Annotated in this window: 20 protein-coding genes and 1 pseudogene; 15 read left to right on the forward strand and 6 right to left on the reverse strand. The window is 60.3% G+C overall.

The features are described 5' to 3' along the window. Nucleotides 1–26 precede the first annotated feature (26 nt). On the forward strand, nt 27–1,040 hold the full coding sequence (locus tag ACOJB8_RS26730) for an AraC family transcriptional regulator (protein WP_475015206.1): 1,014 nt from the start codon (nt 27–29) through the stop codon (nt 1,038–1,040). Nucleotides 1,041–1,043: 3 nt separating this feature from the next. Here the strand turns inward: ACOJB8_RS26730 and ACOJB8_RS26735 are convergent, their stop codons facing one another. The 3 genes from ACOJB8_RS26735 to ACOJB8_RS26745 all read right to left on the reverse strand — a co-directional run bounded on the left by ACOJB8_RS26735 (nt 1,044) and on the right by ACOJB8_RS26745 (nt 7,928). Beyond that, nucleotides 1,044–6,488 (reverse strand): AAA family ATPase, encoded by a 5,445-nt coding sequence (locus ACOJB8_RS26735; protein ID WP_475015207.1) that lies wholly within the window; start codon nt 6,486–6,488, stop codon nt 1,044–1,046. Nucleotides 6,489–6,667: 179 nt separating this feature from the next. Continuing rightward, on the reverse strand, nt 6,668–6,994 hold the full coding sequence (locus tag ACOJB8_RS26740) for a response regulator transcription factor (protein ID WP_475015209.1): 327 nt from the start codon (nt 6,992–6,994) through the stop codon (nt 6,668–6,670). 424 nt (nt 6,995–7,418) lie between these two features. After that, entirely contained in the window at nt 7,419–7,928 is a 510-nt protein-coding gene (locus tag ACOJB8_RS26745) for a DUF3331 domain-containing protein (RefSeq protein WP_475015211.1), read from the reverse strand. A gap of 405 nt (nt 7,929–8,333) precedes the next feature. Between ACOJB8_RS26745 and ACOJB8_RS26750 the strand changes: the two genes are divergently transcribed. From ACOJB8_RS26750 to ACOJB8_RS26765, 4 genes and pseudogenes are all read left to right on the forward strand, one after another. Next, the gene (locus ACOJB8_RS26750; protein ID WP_475015213.1) at nt 8,334–8,711 is read left to right on the forward strand and encodes a response regulator transcription factor; all 378 of its coding nucleotides are present in this window, start codon (nt 8,334–8,336) and stop codon (nt 8,709–8,711) included. 251 nt (nt 8,712–8,962) lie between these two features. Continuing rightward, nucleotides 8,963–9,136, forward strand: a pseudogene (locus ACOJB8_RS26755) (LysR family transcriptional regulator); the annotation flags it as partial. 39 nt (nt 9,137–9,175) lie between these two features. Next, a complete protein-coding gene (locus ACOJB8_RS26760) occupies nt 9,176–9,940 on the forward strand; it encodes a LysR substrate-binding domain-containing protein (RefSeq protein ID WP_475015464.1) in 765 nt (254 codons plus the stop codon). A gap of 183 nt (nt 9,941–10,123) precedes the next feature. Continuing rightward, nucleotides 10,124–11,224 (forward strand): NAD(P)H-dependent flavin oxidoreductase, encoded by a 1,101-nt coding sequence (locus tag ACOJB8_RS26765; RefSeq protein ID WP_475015217.1) that lies wholly within the window; start codon nt 10,124–10,126, stop codon nt 11,222–11,224. 119 nt (nt 11,225–11,343) lie between these two features. Here the strand turns inward: ACOJB8_RS26765 and ACOJB8_RS26770 are convergent, their stop codons facing one another. Further along, the gene (locus tag ACOJB8_RS26770) at nt 11,344–11,769 is read right to left on the reverse strand and encodes an organic hydroperoxide resistance protein (RefSeq protein ID WP_475015219.1); all 426 of its coding nucleotides are present in this window, start codon (nt 11,767–11,769) and stop codon (nt 11,344–11,346) included. Between the two features lie 64 nt (nt 11,770–11,833). Then, nucleotides 11,834–12,826, reverse strand: a complete 993-nt coding sequence (locus ACOJB8_RS26775) for a TIGR03571 family LLM class oxidoreductase (protein ID WP_475015221.1) — start codon at nt 12,824–12,826, stop codon at nt 11,834–11,836. A 423-nt stretch (nt 12,827–13,249) separates the two neighbouring features. On the opposite strand from ACOJB8_RS26775, the gene ACOJB8_RS26780 reads away from it, so the two are divergent. From ACOJB8_RS26780 to ACOJB8_RS26825, 10 genes are all read left to right on the forward strand, one after another. Further along, nucleotides 13,250–13,459, forward strand: coding sequence for a DUF1656 domain-containing protein (locus tag ACOJB8_RS26780; RefSeq protein ID WP_475015223.1), 210 nt, complete (start codon nt 13,250–13,252; stop codon nt 13,457–13,459). Next, nucleotides 13,456–14,412 (forward strand): efflux RND transporter periplasmic adaptor subunit, encoded by a 957-nt coding sequence (locus ACOJB8_RS26785; protein ID WP_475015225.1) that lies wholly within the window; start codon nt 13,456–13,458, stop codon nt 14,410–14,412. The genes ACOJB8_RS26780 and ACOJB8_RS26785 overlap by 4 nt, the downstream gene beginning before the upstream one ends. After that, complete coding sequence (locus ACOJB8_RS26790; protein WP_475015227.1) at nt 14,413–15,876, forward strand: efflux transporter outer membrane subunit; 1,464 nt, start codon at nt 14,413–14,415, stop codon at nt 15,874–15,876. A gap of 200 nt (nt 15,877–16,076) precedes the next feature. Next, nucleotides 16,077–16,340, forward strand: coding sequence for a hypothetical protein (locus tag ACOJB8_RS26795; RefSeq protein ID WP_475015229.1), 264 nt, complete (start codon nt 16,077–16,079; stop codon nt 16,338–16,340). 24 nt (nt 16,341–16,364) lie between these two features. Then, nucleotides 16,365–18,431, forward strand: a complete 2,067-nt coding sequence (locus ACOJB8_RS26800) for an FUSC family protein (RefSeq protein WP_475015231.1) — start codon at nt 16,365–16,367, stop codon at nt 18,429–18,431. Nucleotides 18,432–18,548: 117 nt separating this feature from the next. Further along, a complete protein-coding gene (locus ACOJB8_RS26805; RefSeq protein WP_475015233.1) occupies nt 18,549–19,037 on the forward strand; it encodes a MarR family winged helix-turn-helix transcriptional regulator in 489 nt (162 codons plus the stop codon). Nucleotides 19,038–19,077: 40 nt separating this feature from the next. Continuing rightward, nucleotides 19,078–20,637: a DHA2 family efflux MFS transporter permease subunit gene (locus ACOJB8_RS26810; protein WP_475015235.1), complete on the forward strand. Its 1,560-nt coding sequence runs from the start codon at nt 19,078–19,080 to the stop codon at nt 20,635–20,637. A 17-nt stretch (nt 20,638–20,654) separates the two neighbouring features. Next, on the forward strand, nt 20,655–21,092 hold the full coding sequence (locus tag ACOJB8_RS26815) for a MarR family winged helix-turn-helix transcriptional regulator (RefSeq protein WP_475015237.1): 438 nt from the start codon (nt 20,655–20,657) through the stop codon (nt 21,090–21,092). 58 nt (nt 21,093–21,150) lie between these two features. Further along, entirely contained in the window at nt 21,151–22,662 is a 1,512-nt protein-coding gene (locus tag ACOJB8_RS26820) for an efflux transporter outer membrane subunit (protein ID WP_475015240.1), read from the forward strand. A 34-nt stretch (nt 22,663–22,696) separates the two neighbouring features. Beyond that, complete coding sequence (locus ACOJB8_RS26825) at nt 22,697–23,992, forward strand: EmrA/EmrK family multidrug efflux transporter periplasmic adaptor subunit (protein ID WP_475015242.1); 1,296 nt, start codon at nt 22,697–22,699, stop codon at nt 23,990–23,992. Between the two features lie 75 nt (nt 23,993–24,067). On the opposite strand, the gene ACOJB8_RS26830 is transcribed toward ACOJB8_RS26825, so the two are convergent. After that, nucleotides 24,068–25,075, reverse strand: a complete 1,008-nt coding sequence (locus ACOJB8_RS26830; protein ID WP_475015245.1) for a LysR family transcriptional regulator — start codon at nt 25,073–25,075, stop codon at nt 24,068–24,070. Nucleotides 25,076–25,229 lie beyond the last annotated feature (154 nt).

The raw sequence follows: 25,229 nt of genomic DNA on the forward strand, positions 1-25,229 counted from the left end.
TTTAGCCCGTACCGCGCGTACGCAGAATGCTTGAAAAGACGCATTTTCTGCGCAATAGTTCGGAAATGGCCATCGATTTCCTTTCCGACCTGCTCAATCTCGTGCGTGCCCGCTGCAGTCTCTCGGGGCGGCTCGTCGCAGGGGGCAACTGGGCGCAGCGCTTCGCGAATCTCGACGCCCTGAAGCTTTGCGCTGCCGTCGACGGCGCCTGTTGGTTCTTCATGGAGGGCATGGCAAGCCCGTTGCGGTTCGAGCGAGGAGACATTCTGGTCACGAACGGCTCGCAGCCGCTGATTCTCGCGAGTGAGCCACACCTTGTTAAGCACGCGCGCGCGAAGCGGCTCGTTCATGACGATGACGGCAACTACCGCATTGGGCAGGGCAAGGATTTTGTGATGCTGGGGGGCATGGTGCAGATCGAAGAGCGGCACCACTACCGGCTGCTGAGCGGCGGCCTGCCGCCTTGCATTCATGTGAGCAGTGCTCAACGCGAAGCGGCAAGCCTCGGCTGGCTGCTCGAACAAATCGTGTTTGAAATGACACCACCGGCTCGTCCCGGCGGCCCCATCGTGCTGGCGGAGCTTGCCCAGCTTCTTTTCGTGCAGACGCTGAGGGCCAATGTCATGCAGTCGCCGGACAGCGACGGCGGCTGGCTAAAGGCCATGGGTGACAGACGGCTTGCCCCCGCAATCGCCAGCATGCATTCGGATCCCGCGCGCGCCTGGACTCTCGAAGATCTCGCAAAGGAGGCTGGCATGTCGCGCACCTCCTTTGCCGTGCACTTTCGCAAGGCGATGGGGCTGCCGCCTCTTACCTGGCTGACCAACTGGCGGATGCATCTGGCCGAGCGAGACCTGCGTGCAGGCGCATCGGTCGCGCATGTCGCCGAGGCCACCGGTTACACCTCTGAGAGCGCATTCAGTCACGCTTTCAAGCGCGCGACAGGGATGGCGCCGGGGCGATATCGCAAGGCCATCAAAGAGGAGCCTCTGGCGCGCGAGCGCGCCACCACCGCGAGCGAGGCAACGGCAGCGATGTAAGCGTCAGGCCGCCGCGCCGGGAAGCACGAAGTCGAACACGGCACCATGTGGCGAATTGGGGCTTACCGAGAGCGTTCCACCATGTGCCTCGATGATCGAACAGCAAATCGACAATCCCATGCCCAAGCCGTGCGCCTTCGTTGTGTAGAACGCTTCGAAGACGTGCTGGAGTTCCACGTCGGCGACGCCCGGGCCGGAATCCCCCACCGTCACCGACACACGATCCGGCGAAAGCCGGGCTGTGCCGATGCGCAGCTCGCGCGGATACCAGTTCGGTGTGCTCATCGCTTCAATCGCGTTGACGATGAGGTTGAGCATGACTTGCTGCAGTTGCACGCGATCTCCCTGTACGCATGGCAAGGCGTCGGTAAGCGTCGCCGCTATCGAAACGCTGCTTTTGGCTGCTTCGCCCTGTATCAGGTCAATCACTTCGCGAATGGCCTCGTTGATATCCACGCGGTCTTTGCGTAGCGGTTCTTTCTTGATCATCGCGCGGATGCGTTCCACGATGGCGCCTGCTCGCACGCCCGCGCTGACGACGCCATTGAGCGATTCCCTAACCTCTCCCAGCTCGGGTGGGCTGGCGTCGAGCCAGCGTAAGGCGGCGGCGGCCTCTGTCAGCGCTGCGGTGATCGGTTGCTGGACGTCGTGCGCGATCGACGCCGTGAGCTGCCCCATCGTCGCGGCACGGTTCGCGTGCGCGAGTTCCACATGCGCTTCGAGGTAGCGCCGCTCGTTTTCGCGCGCCGCGGCTTCCACCCGCTTGCGTTCGGTCAGGTCGATTACGAAGCCGACACGTTCATTGCAATTCGACTCGAACGCCGCGACACCGATCAGGACCGACGCGCGGCTGCCATCCTTGCGCGAGAACTCCTTTTCAAAGGGCTGCAGCGCCCCGGTCACCGCGAGTTCCTCGGTTCTCTGCCGCTCGATCTCGAGCCATTCGGGCGGTGTCAGCGATGTCCACCGGACGCGCCCGGAGATGAGGTCGTCGCGTTCGTATCCTACGATACGAAGGAATGCATCGTTGGTTTCGAGAATGTGACCCTCCGCGTCCCAGATCAAAATGCCGACGATGTTGGCATCGACCAGGCGGCGGATCCGGGCTTCGCGTTCTGCCAGCACCTGGTACAGGCGCGAATTCTCCAGTGTAATGGCGGCCTGCGAGGCCAGCAGCTTGAGTACGGCGATCCGGCCCGGCACGAACACACGGGCCGCCAGATTGTTTTCGAGGTACAGCGCACCGATCAACTTGGTCTGGTTGATCAGCGGCAGGCAGAGCACCGAGCGAACCCGATGTGCGGCGACATAAGGATCGTCCGCAAAGCGCGCTTCGGATTGCGCATCGTCGAGAATGACGGTCTCGCGCGTGCGCAGGACGTACAGGAGCACGGTTTCCGGCAGCATCGCCGCCGTTGCCGGCTCATCGCATAGGTGCACGGCGACGGTCTCGCCGCCAGTCTTCGCCTCGGCCGCAATACGTTGCTCGCCCTCGCGCGCAAGCGTGAGCAGGCAACGTTGCGCGCCCGCATGTTCGAGCGCCATACGCAGGAGCTTGTCGAGCAGCTTCGCTAGTTCGAACTCGCCCGAAACGGCCTGGGAGATCCCGGTCACAGTTGCTAGGTCGACGTGCTCGACAGCTTTTTCGATCGTTCTCGTGGCGGCAAGCACGGGTTCATTCCTCCGGAGTTGCGGATGCAATTGTTCGAGCTGGCGCACTTTGCCATCTGCGCCCCAGCGCAGATAGCCGTCGCGCGCGCTACGCAAAAACACCTGTGCAAATGCTTCGAGCCCGAGTGTCGAATAAAAGGCTGCAGCTAGCTCGCAGGCGAGCGCTTCGACATGCATGAAGCCGCTTTCCCGCGCCCCGCGAATAGCCCGATCGTAGAACCGTTCGGCATCGACCTTTCTCCCTTCCAGACGGGCAATTTCCGCGCTGACGAGTGCCGCGCGGCTTTCGAAGTTCTGCGGGCAGTGCTCCGACCACTTCGTGAGTTGTTCTTGATGATCGAGAAGGGCGAGGAGGTGTTGCTGCCGCTCGGGCGCAGCGGCTGCATCGCATGCGGCCGCATGGGTGAGGGCTGCGAAAAGATGATATTCGGCCAATTCGAAGCTCAGGGGCAAACCCCACAGCAGCGGTTGCGCCCGCAGTGAGGCTTGTAGCGCCGCTTCATGATCACCGCAGAAGAATCGCGCCTGCATCTTGCGGATCCAGTAGAAGCATTGGGACGTCGCCCAACCCGAGCGTGTCGACCATTGGCGCTCGATTTCGCGCTCGTTGAATTGTCCGTCATTGAAGGAGCCGAACGACAGGGTCAAGCCGAGCAGAGTACGCACAAGCTGAAGCTGCGTGGCGATCATTGCGACCACGAGGCTGTATTGCGTTTTTTGCACCGCCGCGAGCCCGTGCTCCGCTTCGCGCATCACATCGGCGAGCGCGTCGCCCGCCGCCAGCAAGTTGGTAATGAGGAGATGCCGGGAGTGAGCGGCATAAAGGACATCGTAGTTCCAGTTCGCCGCCTCAGCACCACGGCGCGCCAGAGCGCGGCCCGCTTTGATGGGTTGCGTCCAGGGCATGAGGTTATACGCACAGAGCGCACTGGTTCCCACTTCGAAACGTTTCAAGCCGCGCCGGTCGATGAGGTCACAGCCAAGATTGCCGAAGCGCAATGCACGCTGAAAATCGCCAAATCGCACGCCTGCCGCAATGCCGAGAAGTGCGTAAGCGTAGCAGGAAGCGTCGCTGTGACCGAGCTCGAGACTCAGTGTGATGGCCCGGCAGGCGACGTGCACAAAGAGGTTCACCGAATTGTACGACTGGAAGGTCGACGGGCCGAGCTTGACTAGGACTTCCAGCGTCGCGAGCGCGTCGGGATTGCGCAACAAGGGCAGCGCAACGAGCTCTTCGTTGGTGCGCTCGCCAATGCATGCGAGGACACGCTCATATTCGCCTTGCGCCGCTTTGTCGCTCGGATACCGCGGCCAGGCGATGCCCAACCCCCGCAAGTAGCCGAGGCCGATGGCGATGGCACGCTCATCCTGGTCGCCGAGGGAATGGCACATTTCGATGCCGAGACACGCGACGGATGCACGTTCGACCGTCGTAGCCGCGTGCGCGGCGAGCACTTCAAGCCGTGCTTGCGCGTACACGATGGTGCCGGTGAGAAACTCGCATTCGGCGCGCAGGAGTTCGAGGGAAAAGCGCAGCGCGTGGTGGCGCTCCCAACATGCCTCGGTAAACAGGTCCGCGCCGGCGCCAAGATAAGCGAGCGCGGACGCATATGCGGCCGTTGCCTTGGCGCGCTGGCCCGCCAACAGGTTCAGAGCGGCAAGCTGCTCGCGCTCGTCCGGTGAATCGATCTGCGCGGCTGCGCGATTGAACTGGCCGACGATGCTGAAGATCCGCTCTTCCTGCTGCCCGGGGGGCGTACGCGCGAGGAGCCGCCGCCCAATCTGCAGATGCGTTTGCGTGCGCAGCGCCTCGGGAATCAGCGCATACGCGGCTTCCCGGACGCGATCGTGAGTGAAACGATAGACGTCTACGCGCAGATCGATCAGTTCGTAACAAACCGCCGGCCATAGCAGGCCGTGGATTTCCTCTTCAGCGGCGCCCAGCACAGCCGTCAGCATCGAAACGCTGCAGTGATTGCCAACGCAGGCCAACTGCTGCAACGCCTCTTGGGTTTGCGTAGGCAAGCGCGTGAGCTTGCCGGTCATCAGGTCCACGACGTTGTCTGTGTACCCCGTAGCCAGAATTCGCTTGATATCCCACGACCAGCGCGTGGCGCGATGATCGAACGTGAGCAGTTTTTCCTCGGCAAGCGCATGTAAAAACTCACGAACGAAAAATGGATTACCGCCCGTCTTCGTGTGCACCAGTTGGGCAAGCGGCGCGGCATACCTAGGTTCACAGTGGAACGAGTCCGCAAGCAACCGTGCGACGTGATCGCGCGTTAGTGGCGTAAGCCTGATTTTGTTCAGGTCCGCGTCCGCATGCTTCATGGTCTTGAGCTTGCGCGCCAGCGGATGGTCGGCATCGACTTCATTGTCCCGGTATGCGCCAACCAGCAGCAGGTACTGCAAGTCCGAGTGGATCAGCAGCTGCTCGAGCAAATCCAGGGTTGCCCCGTCTAGCCACTGCAGATCGTCGAGGAATAGCGCCAAAGGATGTTCTTGCCGAGCGAAGACACCGAGAAAGCTCTGGAACACCGCCTGGAGCCGCTTCTGCGCTTGCTGGGGCGGCAGTTCCGCCACCGGCGGTGGTTGTCCGATGATGAATTCGAGCTCCGGTACCAGTTCGACCATCAGCCGTGCGTTCGGTCCGAGCGCTCCCAGAATCGCTGCGCGCCACTTGTCCAGCTCGGTTTCGCGCTTGCTGAGTAGCGGCCGCACGAGGTTCTGGAAAGCCTGCACGAGTGCCGCATACGGTTTGTCGCGCTCGTATTGATCGAATTTGCCCGCGGCGAAAAGCCCCCTCGACGGAACCAGTGCCTTGTGCAGTTCGTTGACGACCGATGATTTGCCGATACCCGCGTAGCCCGTGATGAGCACCAGAACCGGCGATCCGTTCCTGACAACGCGATCGAAGGCTCCGATCAGGACCTCAATTTCGTGCGATCTTCCGTAAAGCTTCTCGGGGATCAGCAGGCGGTCGGGCACGTCGTGTTCGCCTGGCGGGAAATTGTCGATACGGCCTTTCGTTTCCCACTGGTTCAGGCAGCGGCGCAGGTCGCGCTCAACGCCCCAGGCGGTCTGATAGCGGTCTTCGGGCGTCTTGGCGAGCAGCTTCATGACAATGCGCGAGACCGCCTCGGGAACGTTCTGCGTCCGCTCGCTGGGGGGCACCGGCATGCGTGCGATATGGCGGTGAATCCACTCCATCTCGTCGGTCGCTATGAACGGCAATGTGCCTGTCGAGAGCAGGTAGAGCGTGACGCCGAGGGAGTAAAGGTCGCTGCGCGCATCCACAGAACGGTTCATCCGTCCGGTCTGCTCGGGCGCCAGGTACGCGAGCGTACCTGTGATGAACTCTGGCGGCCCAACGGACTGACGCTCGCGCGGCATCAGGGTCGCGATCCCCAAGCCCGTGAACTTCGCTTCGCCGCGATCGCGATCGACGAGGATATGGGCCGGCTTGATGTCCTTGTGGATAAGCCCGCTTGCGTGCAGTTTCGCAAGCGCGGTGGCGATACCAATCGCGGTGCTCAGGAAGTCCTGCAATGGCATCGGCAGCGCCGTGCACTCCAGCGGCTCATGGCCGCCATCTTCTAGCACCAGGCAGGGCAGGCCCCGTTCGTGTACGAGTCGCAACGGGCGCGCCGTGGCCGCCGGGTCGAGTACGTCCCTTAGCGCGTATTCGTGCGCGAAGCGTTCCAGCAACTCGGGTGCTGGGGACTCGCCGGCGGGGCGCACGGCCAGCACAGTACGGCTCGCCCCATCGTCGTCCACCTGCCACTCGCGGCAGAATATCCGTCCACCGTCTTCCCAGACGACGCGCGACCTGTCCGATGCTGAACTCACTTGGCTATCATCCACCGTAAACCTGCCGGGTCAGCCTGGCAAACGGGCCCTGGCTGGTATGTGTGCGACGACTGGAGAATGCGGGACGCCGCCTAGTGGCGGTCGAATTACGGCGCGATCATCGGCGCCCGCGGCTCGATACCTAGCGAGGGGACTTTGCAGACGAGATCCACTGTCGAACGTGCCGACAATTTCTGCATGGCCTCCCGTCGGTGTTTCTTGACGGTGACTTCGCTAATATGAATTATCGATGCAATCTGCTTGTTCGGTAAACCCGCGAGTACGAGCTCCACCACATCCCGCTCGCGCGGCGTGAGACTGTTGTATGCAGTGCGCAACGATCCGAGCGCGAGTTCCGCCGATAGCCTCGCGCAATCTTTCGCGGTCTGAAACTCCAGGCCATTTTCTCCACGCAGCCTGACATCGAGAATCAACCAGATCGGGACGCAGGGCGTTGGGCATGCCAGAACGTCTCGTGACGCACCAAATGAGCGCGCGCCGAATAGATTCGTCGTCGCTCACATAGATGATCGATTCCGGACGGCTCGCTACGGCGGTGCCGTCGCGGGAGTCGAGGGTAAACATGGATTGCACACCTTTCGAAGAGGTCTTCGTTCTTACAGGCATCGTCGGGCACGGCGGACTCGAGCGTATGACCCTGCCACCTTAACGGAGCGCCGCAGCGCCCCTCATGAAAACTTCCGGGGAAAATTATCGGTTCGGTTGCGGGCGCCGAACGATCTGCTCAAGCGTTCTAATATTCGCTCGTCAAACGTGCACCCGCGCGATAAGCGCGAATGCCACATTGCTCACAATCGGCGCAACGCACGCGTGTGGACAGCCTCACGGTAAAGCGGTTCAGGGTGCAGTGCCCCAAGTCAATGCGGCATCGTGAATCATCGCATTGGCGTTCGCCGGCGAGCGGTCCAAGCGCGTCTTCGGCCGATAGACGAGATCGCCGCGACAGATCGCCTTGCCAGTCAGTGCGCAAATACCGCTTCTGAGCGCTTTGCCGCATACCCAAACCTGATAGCCATAGTGGCATGAACTCGAGCACCAACGCAGCGCGATGCATTTGGCGGAAAGACGGTCGATCAGCGTAATCGCGGCCGGACAGGCTGGTCCGCTCTTCTGGCCGCTGCATCGTCTGCCTTGGCGGCGCCGTTGCCCTTCACGGCTTACACGGGCGGCTGGCTGTCCGGATGCGGGTCCGACTGATTTGATTCCATCAGCGCCACGCTGCTTCACAGGCGCGGTATCGAGGAGCAGAAGGATGTGCGGCCACGGATCTACGAACGACGATAAATCGCGGCCGGTCATGACGTATGAATCGAGCGACTCCGGTCGCCATGTGTCGTTCATGTTCATCAGTGGCCTCATCTGCAAGGGTCAAGGTGCCACGATGCGAACAGTGAGCTTGCTGGCGACGATCTTCGGGGACCAAGTCTGCTCTTGCAGACTCGTCCCCGTGACGCGCGTCGCTTCGTGGTAAAAAGTTGTTCACGAAGCATAGCAAGCGTGCCTCCGCGCGCAACAGCACCAAAGAATCACGTTGCGTAGCTCAAGGGATACCCGATGGTATTCGAACCGATACCACGCGATAAGGTTCACCTGCGTTTCTTGCCACCTTGGCGCGCAGCGTCCGGCATCCAGAAGTGTACCGAGGGATACTTTCGTATCATTCCAATTCATCGCCGCGCAAGCTAGGTTTTGAATTGCGCCAATGTGTCTACGAAGTCAGACCGAGCCACTCCCTTTGTAACCGATGATCGCATGGGCACCCAACCGACTCAGACTATAGCTGTCGTTGACGACGACAAAGACGTCAGACGAGCACTCTGGAACTTCCTTCGTGCGAGCGGGCGAAACGTGTGCGAAATCGCTTCGGCTACCGAATTTCTCCAATCGAACAGGATTGACGAGATCGCGTGCCTGATTACGGACGTCAGGATGCCAGGGATGACGGGAACGGAATTGCACGAGCGGCTAGTCGCTCTCGGCTACACCATTCCCACGATCTTCATTACGGCATTTCCAACCGAAAACGTGAAGGCGATGCTGAATAAAGCGGGTGTTGTCGCCGTCTACGGTAAGCCTGTCGATCTCACGGCTTTGTGCGATCTTCTCGAGAGAATTCTCGGTGCGCCGTGACATGGCTCGAACGTTTCCCGGCGGTATCCGAAGGGATCCCTGAAGCAGGCTAAGGTGCTCTGGCGCATGGCGCGCAACGCACCTACCATGCTGACAAAGAACGGCAGCGTCCTCGCACAATAGTCTGCGGTCACGCAGCAACGTGAGAACAGAGCACATGGAAACACGGCGACATTTGCATGACACATGCGTGCACGCGGAGTTCCTGTTCTTGGACTGAGCGATACAGGCCCCGAAATAGGAGGAGGGTGATGGACCAGTTCTACAAATTCAGAGCTTTCGTTCTGGTCGCGGAAAAGCAGAGCTTCAGTAAGGCGGCTCAATCACTGGGTGTCACAACTGGGGCGGTTTCCAGGACCATTCTGAGGCTCGAAAGGGATGTGCATATACGCTTGTTCCACCGCACAACTAGGTCAGTTGTGCTTACGGATGAGGCAAAGCCATACTATGAAACGTGCTGTCGCATGCTGGAGGCAATGGACGAGGCGAATCGGCGTATCACGAACGAGCGGGAAATCGACTCCGGAAAGCTGAGCCTTGTCGTCCACCCGGGGCTCGCGAGTTCGACGCTTTCACGGCTCGTGACGAGCTATCGCGATTTGTCGCCCAACGTGAACTTGACCGTCGCTGTGCAGGATCGCGCCGTTAATCTCTACGCTGGGCGCATCGATATTGCGATTCTGCCTTCGCACCTAATCGAGCAGCCGACAGTCATCCGTAGAACCCTGTCGACGTCGCGGGGGGCGCTCGTCGCATCGCGCGAGTACCTCAGCAAATATGGCACTCCCACGCGAGCGTGCAGCTTGGAAACGCGCTTTCTACTGCTCAATGTGGCCGCGTCCCGCATCGGAAGCCACGCAATCGAATTGCTCGAAGATGGTAATCGTATCAAGATCTCTCCGATATCCTCCATGAGCGGCGATGAGCAGTATCTTCGCGCTGCCGCGCTCAACGGCGCCGGGATTGCGGTGCTGCCGGAGGCAATGGTCAGCGACGACATCAAATCAGGCAGACTTGTTCCGGTTCTACCGCACTGTTCCGTGCCGGATAGCGAACTGGAACTATGCCTGTTCTACGCACACCGGGACATGCTATCCGCGCGTCTCAGGACATTCGTGGACTTCTGCATCGAATTTTTCCGCGTGGAAAGCGCGCTGGACGACGAAGGTCTGGTTGCGGTTCTCACGAGGCCCGGCGTGCAAAACCGACCGACACTGGCCGCGGCGTAATCGAGTACTTTGTAGCGAGTTTCTTCGCATACGGTCCATTCCGCGTTTCCTCGGGGTAAAGAACATTTTTCCCGAGGCTACTTAACGACGGGTCGTGCGAAGTTGAACATAACGCTAAGGCGTACCCTTCAGGCTCGGGCGTAACGCGTCAGGCGGACGGAAACGTTTTGAAGAGGAATCGAGATGAGCAGCCACACTGACAATCGAGCACTACTGCCTTTGCTAGGAATCGAAAAGCCGATCGTGCAAGCGCCTATGGCCGGCGTGAGCACTCCAGCGCTCGCAGCAGCTGTGTCGAACGCGGGAGGGCTCGGCTCGCTGGGCGTCGGTGCGATGAATTCCGAGGGCGCGCGCAAGGTCATCAGGCAGACGCGGGAGTTGACCGGCAATCCGTTCAATATCAATGTGTTCTGTCATCAGCCGGCAAAGGCCGACGCCCAGCGCGAGCGCGTATGGCTGAGCTGGCTCGCACCGCAATTCGAAAAGTTCGGCGCAACGGCGCCCACATCGCTGTCGGAGATTTACACAAGCTTTGTCGAAGACTCCGCGATGGTGGACGTCTTTCTTGAAGAGAAACCGGCCGTTGTCAGTTTCCATTTCGGCCTGCCGTCTTCGGAAGTCATTGGCGAGTTGAAGAAGGCGGGCATCAAGCTTCTCGGCGCCGCAACGAACTTGATTGAAGCCGAACAGGTTGCCCAGGCGGGTGTCGATGTCATCGTGGCGCAGGGCATCGAGGCGGGTGGACATCGGGGCGTCTTCGACCCCGAAGCGCTGGACGATCAGTTGGGGACGTTCGCGCTGACCCGACTGCTGGTCAAAAACTTCTCGCTGCCGGTGATTGCCTCCGGCGGTATCGTCGACGGAGCGGGCATTGCCGCGGCGCTTGCGCTCGGGGCGCAGGCGGCACAACTCGGCACGGCCTTCGTGGCGTGCCCCGAGACCTCCATCGACGAGGGTTATCGCCGCACGCTGCTCAGCGGCGCCGCGCGTCGCACGACCTTTACCAATACGATTTCCGGCCGTGTGGCGAGAAGCATGGTGAACCGCTTCACGGAACTGGGCAGCGACCCGAGCTCGCCTCGTCCCCCCGACTATCCGATTGCCTACGACGCCGGCAAGGCGCTGCATGCTGCGGCAAAGGCGAAGGGAGAATTTGGCTTTGGTGCGCAATGGGCAGGGCAGGCGGCGGCGCTCGCGCGCTTTCTGCCAGCCGCCGAACTGTTTGCGCAACTGGAGCGCGAGATGAAGGAAACCATCGCGCAACTGTTGCAGTCTGTTCGCTAGTGTTCAAGGCGCAGCGCTGCTGCTGCATTGGCAGCGCGTACCGATAAACCCGGGATACAATGCAAAATGCCGGCTCCCGCTGTAGTGGGCAGCCGGCATGTTTTCGATGCATCCGTGCTTTAGACGAGCGTGAGGGTCACATCGATGTTATTGCGCGTGGCATTTGAATACGGGCAAACGGCGTGGGCTTTTTCGATGAGCTCTTGCGCCTTTTCGCGCGCCATGCCGGGCAGTGACACCTTCAGTTCGACCTGGATGCCGAAGCCGTTGGGGATGAGGCCCACGCCGACGCTGCCGTCGACGGAGACATCGGCGGGGATGGCGATCTTGTCGCGCTGGCCCACAAACCGCATTGCGCCGATGAAGCACGCGCTGTAGCCGGCGGCAAACAGTTGCTCCGGATTCGTGCCTTCTCCCCCCTTTCCCCCGAGTTCTTTTGGCATGGTCAGCTTAAGGTCCAGTCCGCCTTCAGGAATGACCGCACGCCCGTCGCGGCCTCCAGTAGCGGTTGCGTGGGCGGTATACAGCACTGTATCGAGCGACATGGCAAGCTCCTGATATCAAGGTTTTCCAACGGATATTCGGCCTCAGTCGCGAGCGACATCGACCTTAAAGGTACTGAAGCACCTCACTGTGCAGTTCCTCAAGTATTTCGGCACAAGGACGCGGCGTCACTTTCGGATTCAGCGCGACATGGCTGATGCCCGCATCGCGGGCACGCTCGAGAAAATATCTGAGCGTCCGGCTGCCGATTGCAAAACCGCCCTTGATCTTCCGGAACGGGAAGTCGGGATTGGGGCACAGATACAGGAACCCGCCAAAGGCAACGGGCTTGAACGCTTTACGCCCAAACTGTTGTGCTACTTGCTCCTTCCAGCTGCTGGCGAACTCAGCGAGGTCGGCAGGGCCCGGCACAAAGCCGAGGTAGCCGTCCATATGCGCGGCAATCCATTCGAGGCTCTGCTGGGCTCGACCAACGGCGATCGCCGGAGTGCGGCCGTAGGGTGGCTTGGGCAGCAGGTCCAGTGTTCCGCGCGATTTACCGAAGCGGGAAGAGTCGAAAATCGGGAAGTGCTTCTCGCCTATAGTCCTGTACACCTGAAACACGTCGCGAAACCGCTCGCCGCGGCTATCGAAATCGATGCCGAAAATAGGGTACTCAGACGGCCTGTCGCCCGAGGACATCCCTAACAGGAGTCTTCCGTTCGTCAACTGGTCAACCGAATTCACCTGCTTGGCCAGTATGTGCGGCTCGCGCACAGGCAGAACGATTCCTGTCGTGCCAAAGGCGATCTCGTGTGCCACTGCCGCGAGGCTCGCAATGTAGACCAGCGGCTCGAAGATCTGTCCGACGTCGCCATATGAGGGATCGAAAAAGGGGATGTCTTGCATCCACAATGCCGCGACGCCCAGTGTTTCGGCGCGTTGCGCCATTTCGACGTGCTCGCGCAGCGTTGGCGAGTCGGAGTGCGTTTCGAGCGGCAAAATCAGGCCGACTGTGAGTGCATCTTCACGAAACACCCTGCGATAAGCAGGATGCTCTGAAAGCAAATTGGCTATCGACGCGGAAGCCTTTATTGCGGTAATAGCAGGCATGTCCATGGCGTTTCCTCTTTCCTAATACAGGCTACACAAGTTCGGCAGACACAGGAACAACCCGGGATGAACAAGTGTTGATACCTGCCGTCAATAAACCGTTTCGCGCACCCGGCGGATCGTTGCGTTGCGGCTCAAAGACGGTATTTCCATGCAGCGTTTCCATGGGGTAGACGATGTGATCCACTTTTGCGTCGAAGATCGACAGTCGCGTGATTTCATTCGCATAAAACTAGGCTTTTCCGCACCCTGTGCAAAGTGATCGAATCTTTAATCGTCGAGATTGAAGAGGACTGTTTACGGAAATGCACGAGACAATCGATCATCATCGAATATACTTCGCATGCCTACGAAACAATACAGAGGGAAATTTTCAGCTAAACGTAACACAATCCGGTTGAACAACAGTTGAGTCGAGGACGAAAGGCCATGACGGGTCAGGTGGACATTTTGGGCGTGTATATACCCGCTCTGATACCAGTATCGGCGATCGCGTACTGCATCAATGCCTGCATCCGGTCAGTGCTGGCGAGAGCCGGGTTCTACAGGGTCGTCTGGCACCGTCCGATTTTCGACCTTGCCATGTATGCGCTTGTGCTGTCGTTGGTTTTAATCATTTCCAGTCAGTTTGTGTCGTGAAGAATTTCGGGTTCTCTGCTGGGCGGGTGCTCCTGACCGCTGCCATCGTGGCTGCAGCAGGCTTTTCGCTTTGGCGCGTCATTGGCTATTACCTGTTTTCGCCGTGGACGCGCGATGGACACGTGCGCGCCGATATCGTGCAGGTTGCGCCAGACGTAGGGGGGCTGATTGTCGAAGTGGACGTGTCGGACAATCAGCCTGTGCGGCGCGGCCAGAAGCTGTTCGTGATCGATCGCGCGCGCTACTCGTTGGCATTGCGGGAAGCACAGGCGACCGAGGAACAGCGCCGCGCCATTCTCGACCAGGCCCGGCGCGAGGCGGTGCGCAACCGGGCGCTCGGCGATCTCGTAGCGACTGAGATCAGGGAAGAGAGCACCTCGAAGGTCGATCAGGCCGAGGCCCAGCTTGGGCAGGCGAAAGTCGCGCTCGATACCGCTCGCCTTAATCTCGAACGCACTACGGTGGTTAGCCCCGTCGACGGGTACCTGAACGACCAGGCTCCGCGCACGGGGGAGTACGTGACAGCGGGCCATTCAGTGCTTTCGGTGGTCGATCAGCATTCTTTCCGCGTGGATGGCTACTTTGAAGAAACAAAGATCAACGGCATCGAGATCGGACAGCGCGTCGATATCAAAGTGATGGGCGATCCGGTCATTCTGAGGGGGCACGTCACCAGCATCGCGGCGGGAATCGAGGATCGGGATCGCAGTCAAAGCAATAACCTCCTGCCGAACGTCAATCCCGCCTATAGCTGGGTGAGGCTCGCTCAACGTATTCCAGTGCGGGTCGCGCTGGACGATGTGCCGGCTGATTTTCGGCTGATAGCCGGGCGCACCGCGACAGTCTGGGTCCATGGGCATGGCGGGGACCCCGATGCGGCGGCACAGCCGCCTAAATTGAAGGGTCTGGCGGCACAGATAAACCGCATTCGCCTGATGTTGGGGAGTCTGTAGGTGAAGCCACTTCGGTTATCGCCGGTGTTCACCATCGCGCTGGCGCTGGCAGGCTGCATGACCGTGGGCCCCGACTACAAGGTGCCGAAGGACGCGATTGTCAACGCTCCCTTCGCCAACGGTGACATTGACGGCGTGGACGGCAAGATCGCCACGCAGGCGCCCGTGCCGGACGACTGGTGGCGTCTGTACAACGATCCGGTACTCGAAGGACTGATCGTCCAGGCACTGCATTCGAATACCGATTTGCGCGTGGCCGCGGCCAATCTCGCAAAATCGCGAGCGGATGTCGCGTTTGCACAGGCGCAAGGCGGCTTCAGCGGCAGGGCCGCGGCGTCAGTCAGCCGCGAGCGCCTTTCGGGAGAACAGTTTCTGGTTCCTCACGAAATTCCGATGTCGACCGATGTCGATTCCGGTCTGAGGATCTCCTATGAAATCGATCTGTTCGGCGCAATCAGGCGCGGTGTCGAGGCGGCAAAGGCCGACGACGACGCCGTCGAGGCCGCCGCGGACCTGGCTCGCATCACGGTGGTAGCTGACGTGGTGCGCGCGTATGTTCAGACTTGCGCTGCCGGTGAGCAACTCTGGATAGCAAGACGCTCACTTGAGCTCCAGCAACAGCGAACCGAGGTCACGCGAAAACTGCACGACGAGGGCAGAGGCAACGCACCCGATGTGACGCGAAATGAAACGGAAGTCCAGAACATCACTGCTTCGCTTCCGCAGTTCACCGAGGAGCGCCGGATCGCCCAGTACCGCCTCGCCGCCCTGCTGGCGGAGCCGCCCGCGAACCTGCCTCAAGCCGCGTTCTCGTGTGAACGCATTCCCCGTATCGACCAGCCGATACCGGCCGGCGACGGCGCGGCATTGCTCAGAAGGCGGCCGGACGTGCGCGAAGCAGAGAGGAAGCTGGCAGCGTCGACGGCGCGCATTGGCGTAGCCATCGGCGCGCTTTATCCGACGATCAGCATTGGAGCTTCAGCGGGCCTGGTCGGCCAGGCAAGTGATCTTCCGGGTGTTCAGACGCAGCATTACGGATACGGACCGCTCATCAGCTGGACGTTCCCCGTCAATGGCGCGCGCGAACGGGTGCAGGCAGCGAAAGCGGAAACCCAGGCACAACTCGCGCGTTTTGACGGGGTGGTACTGACTGCCTTGCGGGAAACCGAATCGGGACTAGCCACAAATGTTGCCGACGGTCAGCGCGTTCAGGCGCTCCGGGCGGCGCAAGAATCCGCGGGAAAAGCCGCGGATCAGGTTCACCGGCTCTACGTTGGCGGCCGGGAATCGTTGATTTCCGATCTCGATGCCACGCGTACGCTCACGACCGCCGAAGCGCAGCTGGCGGCCGCACGAGCAAAAACCGCGCTGGACCAGGTGACGCTATTTCTCGCCTTGGGGGGAGGGTGGGAGACGCCAGACGAAAAAGTCTTTGTGAATAACGTGACCGCGCAGAGGCAATAATCGTGGGAAGAGATTACCGCTTCTCTAGCGTCATGGGTCAAATCGTCAGATTGCGGCGATAAAAGCACCATGAATATGGAGCTCAATGACAACGGTTATGTGAGCTACAGGGTGTCAATTCTAGAAACGTCGTTGCGTAGAATCGAAGATGCCGCGGAAAATTCTCATTCGCGGATTGAATCGGATTTCTGGAGATGTTCATGAAAGCATTGATCACCGCATCTGTTGCAACTGCCGCTTTGATCGCCTCGACATCAACTTTCGCACAAACGAACCAACCGGCTGACACCACACAGGCGCCGTCCGACGCGGCAGGCTTGACGCCTCAGGTGGCTCAAGACAATGGTGCGGCCGAGCACCACCACTTGTATTCGTTTTCTTATCGCAACGAAGGACGCTATTCGCGTTCGAATAGCGAATGTGTTGGGCCAGTCAGTTACTGCACGATTTTTTTCGGCAGCTAACAGGCTCTTTGTGTGAAATGAGACATGCATCCATCACTGCGTGACTGGGTATTTTCCATCAAGACATTTGTTGCGGCGATGGTGTCGCTGTATGTGGCGTTCAAGATGGAATTGCCGCGCCCATACTGGGCGTTGGCAACCGTGTATGTCGTCTCGAATCCGTTTGTGGGCGCGACGGCATCCAGATCGTTATATCGCGTACTGGGCACGCTGCTTGGGGCGGCGGCGGCGATCGTGATCGTCCCGCCTCTGATCGATACGCCGTACCTCATGAGTCTCGTGATCGCGACGTGGATGGGCCTCATGCTGTACCTCTCGCTCCGGGATCGCACTGCAAGGTCGTATCTGTTCGTGCTTGCGGGGTATACCACTCCCCTCATTTCCTATCCGGTGGTATTCAATCCTTCCACCATCTTCGATGTCGCGGTTGCGCGCACTGAAGAGATTCTCGTTGGCATCGTCGTAGCAAGCATCGTGAATGCGGTGCTGTTTCCCAACAGGCTAACTCCGGTGCTTTCCGAGAGAACGGTCTCCTGGTTTGGCGATGCGGCCCACTTTGCTGGACGAACGCTGGCGGGTGAGCGTCCCGACCGGCGGGTGGTGGAGGGGCTGCGGCGTATGGCCGGCAGTGTGAACGGGCTCGATGTGCTGCTGAGCCAACTTGCGTATGACGCTACCCGGCCAGACGTTGTGGCGGGGGCCAGCCAACTGCGAGGCAGAATGGCGCTGTTGCTCCCCATCATCGCAGCACTCGCCGATCCGCTGCGGATCTTCCTTGCCTCGGACTCAGCGATCAAAGACGAACTCGTCGCCGTGCTCGACAGGATATCCATCTGGATTGCGGCCACCCACGCGCGCCCGGACTCGCACCCCGACGGCGAGGTTCGCAGTAGGGCGCAGGAGTTGCGTACTGACCTGGGCAAGCTCGAGCCCCCCAGCGATCACATGGGAGGGTGGCACGGGATGCTGCTTTCCAGCGTCCTTTGGCGTCTGAGCGTTCTGGTTGATCTGTGGGAGGACTGCATATCCCTGCAACATCACATTTCGATCGACAAGGTGGCAGGCTGGCACCCCCGCTTTCGCCATTGGCGTATCGGTGCGGCTCATCGATATGTCGATCATGGCATCTTGCTGTTCGCGACCGTGACGGCCGTTGGTGCGATCTTTGTCGCCAGTGCGCTGTGGATCAATTCGGAGTGGGTCGACGGCGGAACCGGTATGGCACTGGCATCGGTAGCGTGCGGCTTTTTTGCCGGTCAGGACGATCCTGCACCGGACATCTTCCGCTTTTTTGTTGCCTCGGTTATGGCCATCGCCATTGCCGGGTTCTATCTTTTCGTGATCCTGCCGGTAGCCAATGACTTCGCGATGCTCGTGCTCGCGCTCGCGTTACCTTTCCTGCTATGCGGCACCTTGCTGCCCAGGCCGCCGTTCAGTCTGATCGCGCTGGTCGTTTCGTTCAACACCGCAGTGTTCCTCAATCTTCAAGGGGCTTTCGACGCCAACGTCGAGACGTTCCTGAACAGCAGCGTTTCGGGCCTGACCGGGTTGCTGTTCGCCTACCTGTGGACCCGCGTTACGCGCCCCTTTGGCGCGGAGTTGGCCGTCACGCGCATGACCCGGTCAGGCTGGGAGGACCTGGCGTTCGCCGCAGCACCGCATGCGCTGACAGATCAACCGGAATTGTTCGCGCGCATGCTCGACCGTTTGTTGTTGCTGATTGCCCGGCTGGACGCGACGGACGAACGCGACAGTGCCACTGTGGCAGCGTTGCGCGACATCCGGGCCGGCTTGAATACACTGGATCTTCAACTCGAAAGAAAAAATCTTCCATTTGCTATTCAGACGTCTATTGACGTGATCCTCACCTGCTTGCAGCAACACTATGAGCAATGCGCGAGGTCCGGAGTCAGGCAGCTGCTTCAGCCGGATCTCGCCGAGGCACTCGATAGCGCCATTTCGCGTACTTCCCAAGCGATCGGCGAGGGATTCAGGCCCGCACCATTGCACGCGCTGGTTCTCCTAAGGATATCGCTTTATCCAGAAGGCGCCGAGCCCCTCGAGCGCCGTCTGCACGCACAAGGGGCATAGGGACGGCGATGCTCTGTATCAGCATCGGCATATTGACATTGCCTTACACGTTCTATGGGTATGTTGGTATTAATCTGCATTGTCAGATACATTTAAAGTCAGACAATGGAGCAATCAATGAATGACCCGGCTAACGAAGATTTCGAGCGAAGCCAGAATCTTGTCCTTGCACTTGGCCGCGCCCGCAAGCTCATGGCAGCCGAACTCAACCAGAGGCTCAAGCATGTGGGCGTCAATCTTCAGGAACGCGGCATTCTGTTGACCCTCGCACGCGAGAGCGTGAAGTCCCAGGCCGCACTGTCGAAGCTGCTAGGCGTCGATCCGGGACGAATGACCCGTGTGCTGGACAAACTGGAACAAGGCGGACTGGTGGAGCGCTCCCGCAACGGTATGGACCGGCGCGTTGTCGACGTCTCGCTGACGCCGGCGGGGTGGGAGAAGGTCAGCAGAGATGCGGGCGCGGTGCCAGAGGTGCGGGGCGAGCATTTTGGCCACTTCACGAAATCCGATTTCGAGGCCCTTAGCACGCTTCTATCCAAGTTGCTCCATGGCAGAGACGGCTTTTTTTGCATTGAATTATCAGACGTGTCAGACAAGCAACAATGACTGACAGGAAGGTCAAGTAATCGAGACTGGAGAACGCAGCATGTATTCGCCTTCCAATGCCGACGCGGCGCGCCTGAGCGGTGCTAGGTTTATGCTCGGCACATTCGCCGTGGCGCTCGCCACCTTCATGAACGTGCTGGATTCGTCGATCGCGAACGTGGCGATTCCGACGCTCTCGGGCAATCTCGGCGTCTCGGTCGACGAAGGGACGTGGGTCATCACGCTGTTTGCGGCGGCCAACGCCGTGTCTATTCCGCTGACCGGCTGGCTCACACAGCGTGTCGGTCAGGTCAAGCTATTCGTCTGGGCGATTCTGCTGTTCGTGCTCTCGTCCGCAGCGTGCGGCCTCGCGCCGAACCTGCTGACGCTGCTCGTCGCGCGGGTTGTGCAGGGCGCAGTGGCAGGCCCACTCGTGCCGCTCTCGCAGGCGTTGCTGCTGGCGTCGTTTCCGAAGGAAAAAAGTTCAAGCGCGTTGTCGTTGTGGGCCATGACCGCCACGGTCGGGCCGATTGCCGGCCCGGCGCTCGGTGGCTGGATCACGGACAGCTACAGCTGGTCGTGGATCTTCTACATCAACGTGCCGGTGGGCCTCTTTGCCGCCGCGGTGATCTGGATGATCTATAAGGATCGCGAAACGCCGGCACGCAAGCTGCCGATCGACAAGGTCGGGCTCATCTCGCTGATTGCGTGGGTCGCCTCGCTGCAGATCATGCTCGACAAGGGCAAGGATATGGACTGGTTCAACTCGCCGGTAATCTGGATTCTCTCCATCGTCGCACTGGTCAGCTTTGTGTTCTTTCTCATCTGGGAGCTGACCGAGGAGAAGCCGATCGTCGACTTGCGGCTATTCAAGGAGCGCAACTTCCTCGGCGGGACGATTGCAATTTCAGTCGCCTACGCGATCTTCTTTGCGAACCTCGTGATCCTGCCGCAATGGATTCAGGGCTTTCTCGGCTATCGAGCAGTGGATGCGGGTCTCGTGACGGCGCCACTTGGCATCTTCGCGGTGATCCTGGCCCCCGTGCTGGGCAAGATCATGCCCCGTTCCGACATGCGGGTGCTCGCTACGCTAGCCTTCGTGGGATTCGCTGCCGTGTTCTTCATGCGCTCGAACTACACGACCGATGTCGATGCCTGGGCGCTGATATTGCCGACCTTGCTGCAGGGCATTCCGACGGCGCTGTTCTTCACGCCACTCACTGGCATCATCCTCTCAGGGCTGCCGCCGGCAAAGATTCCGGCGGCGGCGGGTCTGTCCAACTTCGCACGCATCTTCGCCGGTGCAGTGGGCACGTCGCTGCTGAGCAACGGCTGGAACGACCGGACGATCCTCCATCATGCCCGGCTCACGGAGCAAACCAGCGTGGACAACCCGATATTTACGGGTGCGATTTCCCGCCTGGAGACTACGCTCAATGCCTCTACGCCCAAGGCAATGGCCTATTACGAGGCCTCGCTCAACGCGCAAGCCACCATGCTTGGGTTGAACGACATCTTCTGGATATCGGCTGTGATCTTTATCGTCATCGTCCCGCTAATTTGGGTGACCAAGCCGGGCAAGGGCGTGGCGGCCGGCGCCGCAGGCGCTGGCGGTCACTGACCCCGGGGGAACGTGATATGGAACATTACGCAACCGAAACCTTCGTGCTGACCGAGAGTGTGGGATTCACGCTCGTCAAGGCACGCAACCTGATCGTTTCGGAAATGGACGCGGCGCTCAAGGACTTCGACATCACGGGCCAGCAAATGGGCATCCTGCTGTCGATGAAGCTTAGTGCGGCCAGTACACCGTTCGAGCTTTCGAAATTGCTCGGAATCGACACGGGCCTGATGACGCGCACGCTGGACAAGCTCGAAGCGAGGGGGCTCCTCGAGCGCTCGCGAGACGTCGGCGACCGGCGGGTGGTCAATCTGACCTTGACGCAAAAGGGCGAGGAAATTGCTGCTCAGCTTCCGGAAATCGCACCGCATGTCCTGAACGCGCGGCTGCGCAAATTCACCACGGTGGAATTCCACGAACTGGGCCGCCTGCTTCGCAAACTCGTCGACGATTGAGCGCTGCAGTCATGCGGTCGCGCGCACTTTTTTATCCATCACTCTGATCGGGTCAGAAATGAATTCGCAGATTATTCAATTCGACATCGGTTCCCGTGTGTTAAAGGTGAGTGTGTCGGCAATTTTCGCGGCCGTGCTCTCGGCCTGTGTCAACTATGCGGGCATCCATAGCGACAAACGGATTGAGCTGCCGCAACAACTTGAGACGACCCAAACCCTGCCGGCGGAGCAAGGCCACTGGCCGGCTGCCGACTGGGTAGACCAGTTCGGCGATGCGCAACTGAAAGCGTTGATCACCGAAGCCCTGCAAGGCAGCCCGACGATCGAGGAGGCACGCGCTCGCGTCGCCGAGGCGCAGGCCTATAGCCAGACCGCGAAGGCGAACACGCTGCCGCGCGTTGGTGCGGACTACTCGCTGACCCGCCAGGAGTTCAGTGGCACCACGGTGATTCCGCCGCCGTATCGGGGAGGCTGGGAGACCGAAAACAAGGGCATTTTGACCGCTTCGTATGATCTCGACCTGTGGGGCAAGAACCGCGAGGCGCTCAAGGCGGCCGTATCGCAGGAGCAGGCGAGCGTCGCCGACGCTGAAATGGTCAAGCTCACGCTGACCGCCGCGATCGCACGCACTTACAACGATCTGGCTCGCCTGTATGCGCTGCGCGATATCGCGCAAGAGGAAGTCGCGCGCCGCGAGCAGATTGCCCGCATCACGGCAACCCGTATTGCGACGGGCCTCGATACCGAGGTGCAGCGCAAGACCGCGCAAGCGGACCTGACCGCGAGCCGCGGCAGTCTCGCCGCGCTCGACGGCAACATTCTGACTACGCGCTACCAACTGGCTGCGCTGATGGGCAAGGGACCGGACCGTGGGGTGAAGATCGCGCGGCCGGCACTCGGTGTCGGCGATGAAGTGCGTTTGCCGGACAACCTGCCTGCCGACCTGGTGAGCCGGCGCCCGGACATGGTCGCAGCACGCTGGCGTGTCGACTCGATTACGCATGAAGTGAAGGAAGCGAAGGCCGAGTTCTATCCCGACATCAATCTGAGCGCAGCGGTCGGTTTCGACGCGTTCGGTTTCGGTCAATTCCTCAATGCCGTGAGCCGCACGGTGTCGGTGGGGCCGGCGATTCACCTGCCGATCTTCGACGCGGGTGAACTGCGCGCGAAGCTGAGGGGCCGCTACGCCGAGCTCGACTACGCCGTGGCCGCGTACAACCAGACACTGGTCCACGCGCTTTCCGACGTCGCCACACAACTCGCGCAGATCCGCTCGAGCGATGTGCAGCTGGTTGACGCCCTGGCCACGCAGCAGTCCGCACAGGACGCCGACAAGCTCGCGATCACGCAATACAAGGGCGGTCTCACCAACCAGCTGACCGTACTCAACGCAGATGTCACGGTCCTGAACGCCGAGCAAACGGTCGCCAACCTGAAGATGAACCGCCGAGACCAGCAGATCGAGCTGGCATCGGCGCTGGGTGGCGGCTATGTCGACACTTCGGCGGATGCCATCCGTCACGAGGATGTTGCAGCCGGAAAAAACAACGTCCCCGTAGCCGAGCATTGAGCGGCGCGTTGGTCAATTCGTGAGGAGAATTGTAATGAGCGAAACCATCACACCCAGGCGCGAGCCGGCTGATCACATCGACGAAAATACCGGCGACGCGCAAGCTGCTCCGGCCCTCAATGGCGGAGACACTACGCCGCCGAGCCGCCGCAAGCGGCTGCTGGTCCTTCTCGCAGCAGCGGTTGTGTTTGGGGCGACGGCCTATGCTGCCTGGTACTTCATAGACGGCCGTTACCATGAATCGACCGACGATGCCTACGTGAGCGGCAATCTCGTGCAACTGACGCCGCAAGTAAGCGGGACCGTGGTCGCCGTCAACGCGGACGATACGCAGATCGTCAAGCAAGGCGACCCGGTGGTCATGCTGGACCCGGCGGACGCAAAGATTGCGCTGGGGAATGCGGAAGCGGCGCTAGGCCAGACCGTGCGCCGCGTGAGCGGCCTGTACGTCAACAACGACTTCTATGCGGCGCAGGTGGCGCAGCGTGAATCCGACCTTGCGCGAGCCAACGACGACCTGCGCCGGCGCGCGGCCGTCGCGAACACGGGCGCCGTTTCAGCCGAAGACATCGCCCACGCTCGCGATACGGTGAATGCTGCACAGGCCGCGCTCGATGCAGCGCGCCAGCAAGCCGAAGCGAATCATGCACTGACCGACCGTACGACGGTCGAGCAGCATCCCGACGTGCAGGCCGCCGCGTCGAAACTGCGCGACGCCTGGCTCGCGTACGCACGCAATACCTTGCCGGCGCCGGTGACGGGCTATGTGGCGCTGCGCCACGTTCAGGTCGGGCAGCGCGTGTCGCCCGGCACGCCTCTCATGGCGGTTGTACCACTCGACGGCGTATGGGTGGACGCGAACTTCAAGGAAGTCCAGCTCAAGCACATGCGCATCGGTCAGCCCGTTACGCTGAGCGCTGATGTCTACGGTTCGAGCGTCAAATATCACGGCCGCATCGAGGGCTTCGCGGCCGGCACGGGCAGCGCATTCGCCACGTTGCCAGCGCAGAACGCGACGGGCAACTGGATCAAGATTGTCCAACGACTGCCGGTTCGCATTCAGATCGATCAGCGCGAACTCCAAGCGCATCCGCTGAGGATTGGCCTGTCGATGCAGGTCGAGGTCGATACGCACGACGTATCCGGCAAGGAACTCGCCACCGCGCACAACACGGTTTATCGTACGGATGTGTTTGAACAGTATGGTGCACAGGCCGATGAAGAGATAGCCAAGATCATCGGCCAGAACAAAATGGCGTCGCGAACTCCCCTTTCGCAACTGGCAGCGAAGGGCACCGCACCGCGCGAGAGCAAGAGCAATGTGAATTGAGGCAGAATCGTGTCGCGGGCCCTTGAGCGACCGATCGCCTTTCACGGGCGGAAGTTATCGGAAGAAACGGCCCACTCAATGGCGCACGGAGTCGGTCAGGCCGTCGGGAGTGTCGTCAAGCGGAGATTCGCCGCAACACTTGTCGCCGGTCTTGGCGGCCAGGTCGAACAGAGCCCGTTCGTCGCGCGCCATTGCTTCCGGCATCGACTCCCGAACGAGATCAATCCATGTGCGTATCTTCGCATCGACATACCGCCTCGATGCGTAGATAGCATAGATATTCATCTTCTGCAGGACGTAGTCCGGCAGAACGCGGACCAACTTGCCGCTCTTCAATTCGTCAATGGCGGCATAGAGCGGTATCGTGGCGATCCCCATGCTTTCACGCACGGCGACCAACAGAGACTCGGCAATATTCGTCTGAACTGGACCGCTCACCTCGAGGACTTCCTTTTTGCCTTGACCTTCGAGTGTCCAGGTGTGCGCGGGAAATTTGGGGGTGTGAAGGGTCAGGCAACTATGGCGCAGGAGATCGGACGGCACCACGGGAACGCCATGTTCGTCGAGGTATTCCTTCGATGCGCAAAGAACGTTGAAGGTCGAGCCCAGATGCAGCGAGACCAGGTCTGAATCGGGCAGGGTGGCGGCAGCGATTATGGCAACGTCGCAGGTCCCCTCGAATAGATCCGGCGTACGCTGAAGCAACGTCAGTTCGATCGTGACTTCGGGATGAATCTTCCGGTATCGGGAAATTATGGGCAACACATAGTGTTGGCCGACGCTGGCGTAGCTGTGCATCCGCAGGATGCCGGCTGGTCGCTCACGCGCGTTCTTTGCCTCCGCATCCGCACGATCCAGGTCTTCAAGAATCTGGCGACATCGAATCAGAAATCGTTGGCCAGCGTCAGTCACGGACAAACGCCTGGTTGACCTGTTCAGCAAGCGAATTTGCAGATGGGCCTCGAGATCCGATATGGCTCGCGACACAACACCCGTACTCGTATCGAATGTCTGCGCAGCGGCGGTAAAGCTTCCTGTTTCGACGACGCGCAAAAATGCGCGCATGTTCATGATCCTGTCCACGGTTCAATCCTCACGGGAAGAGCAGGGTTTCAGCGCTATTCGCGTCGCAACAAACAAAGTGCTGGTTGTAATGTACAACAGATCCGGACGCTGGAAGTCACACGAACTGTTGATCCCGCGGTGCATAGAGAGACCGGCAGCTGACGTGATGGAA

This window comes from Paraburkholderia sp. BR10141 (assembly GCF_056155635.1).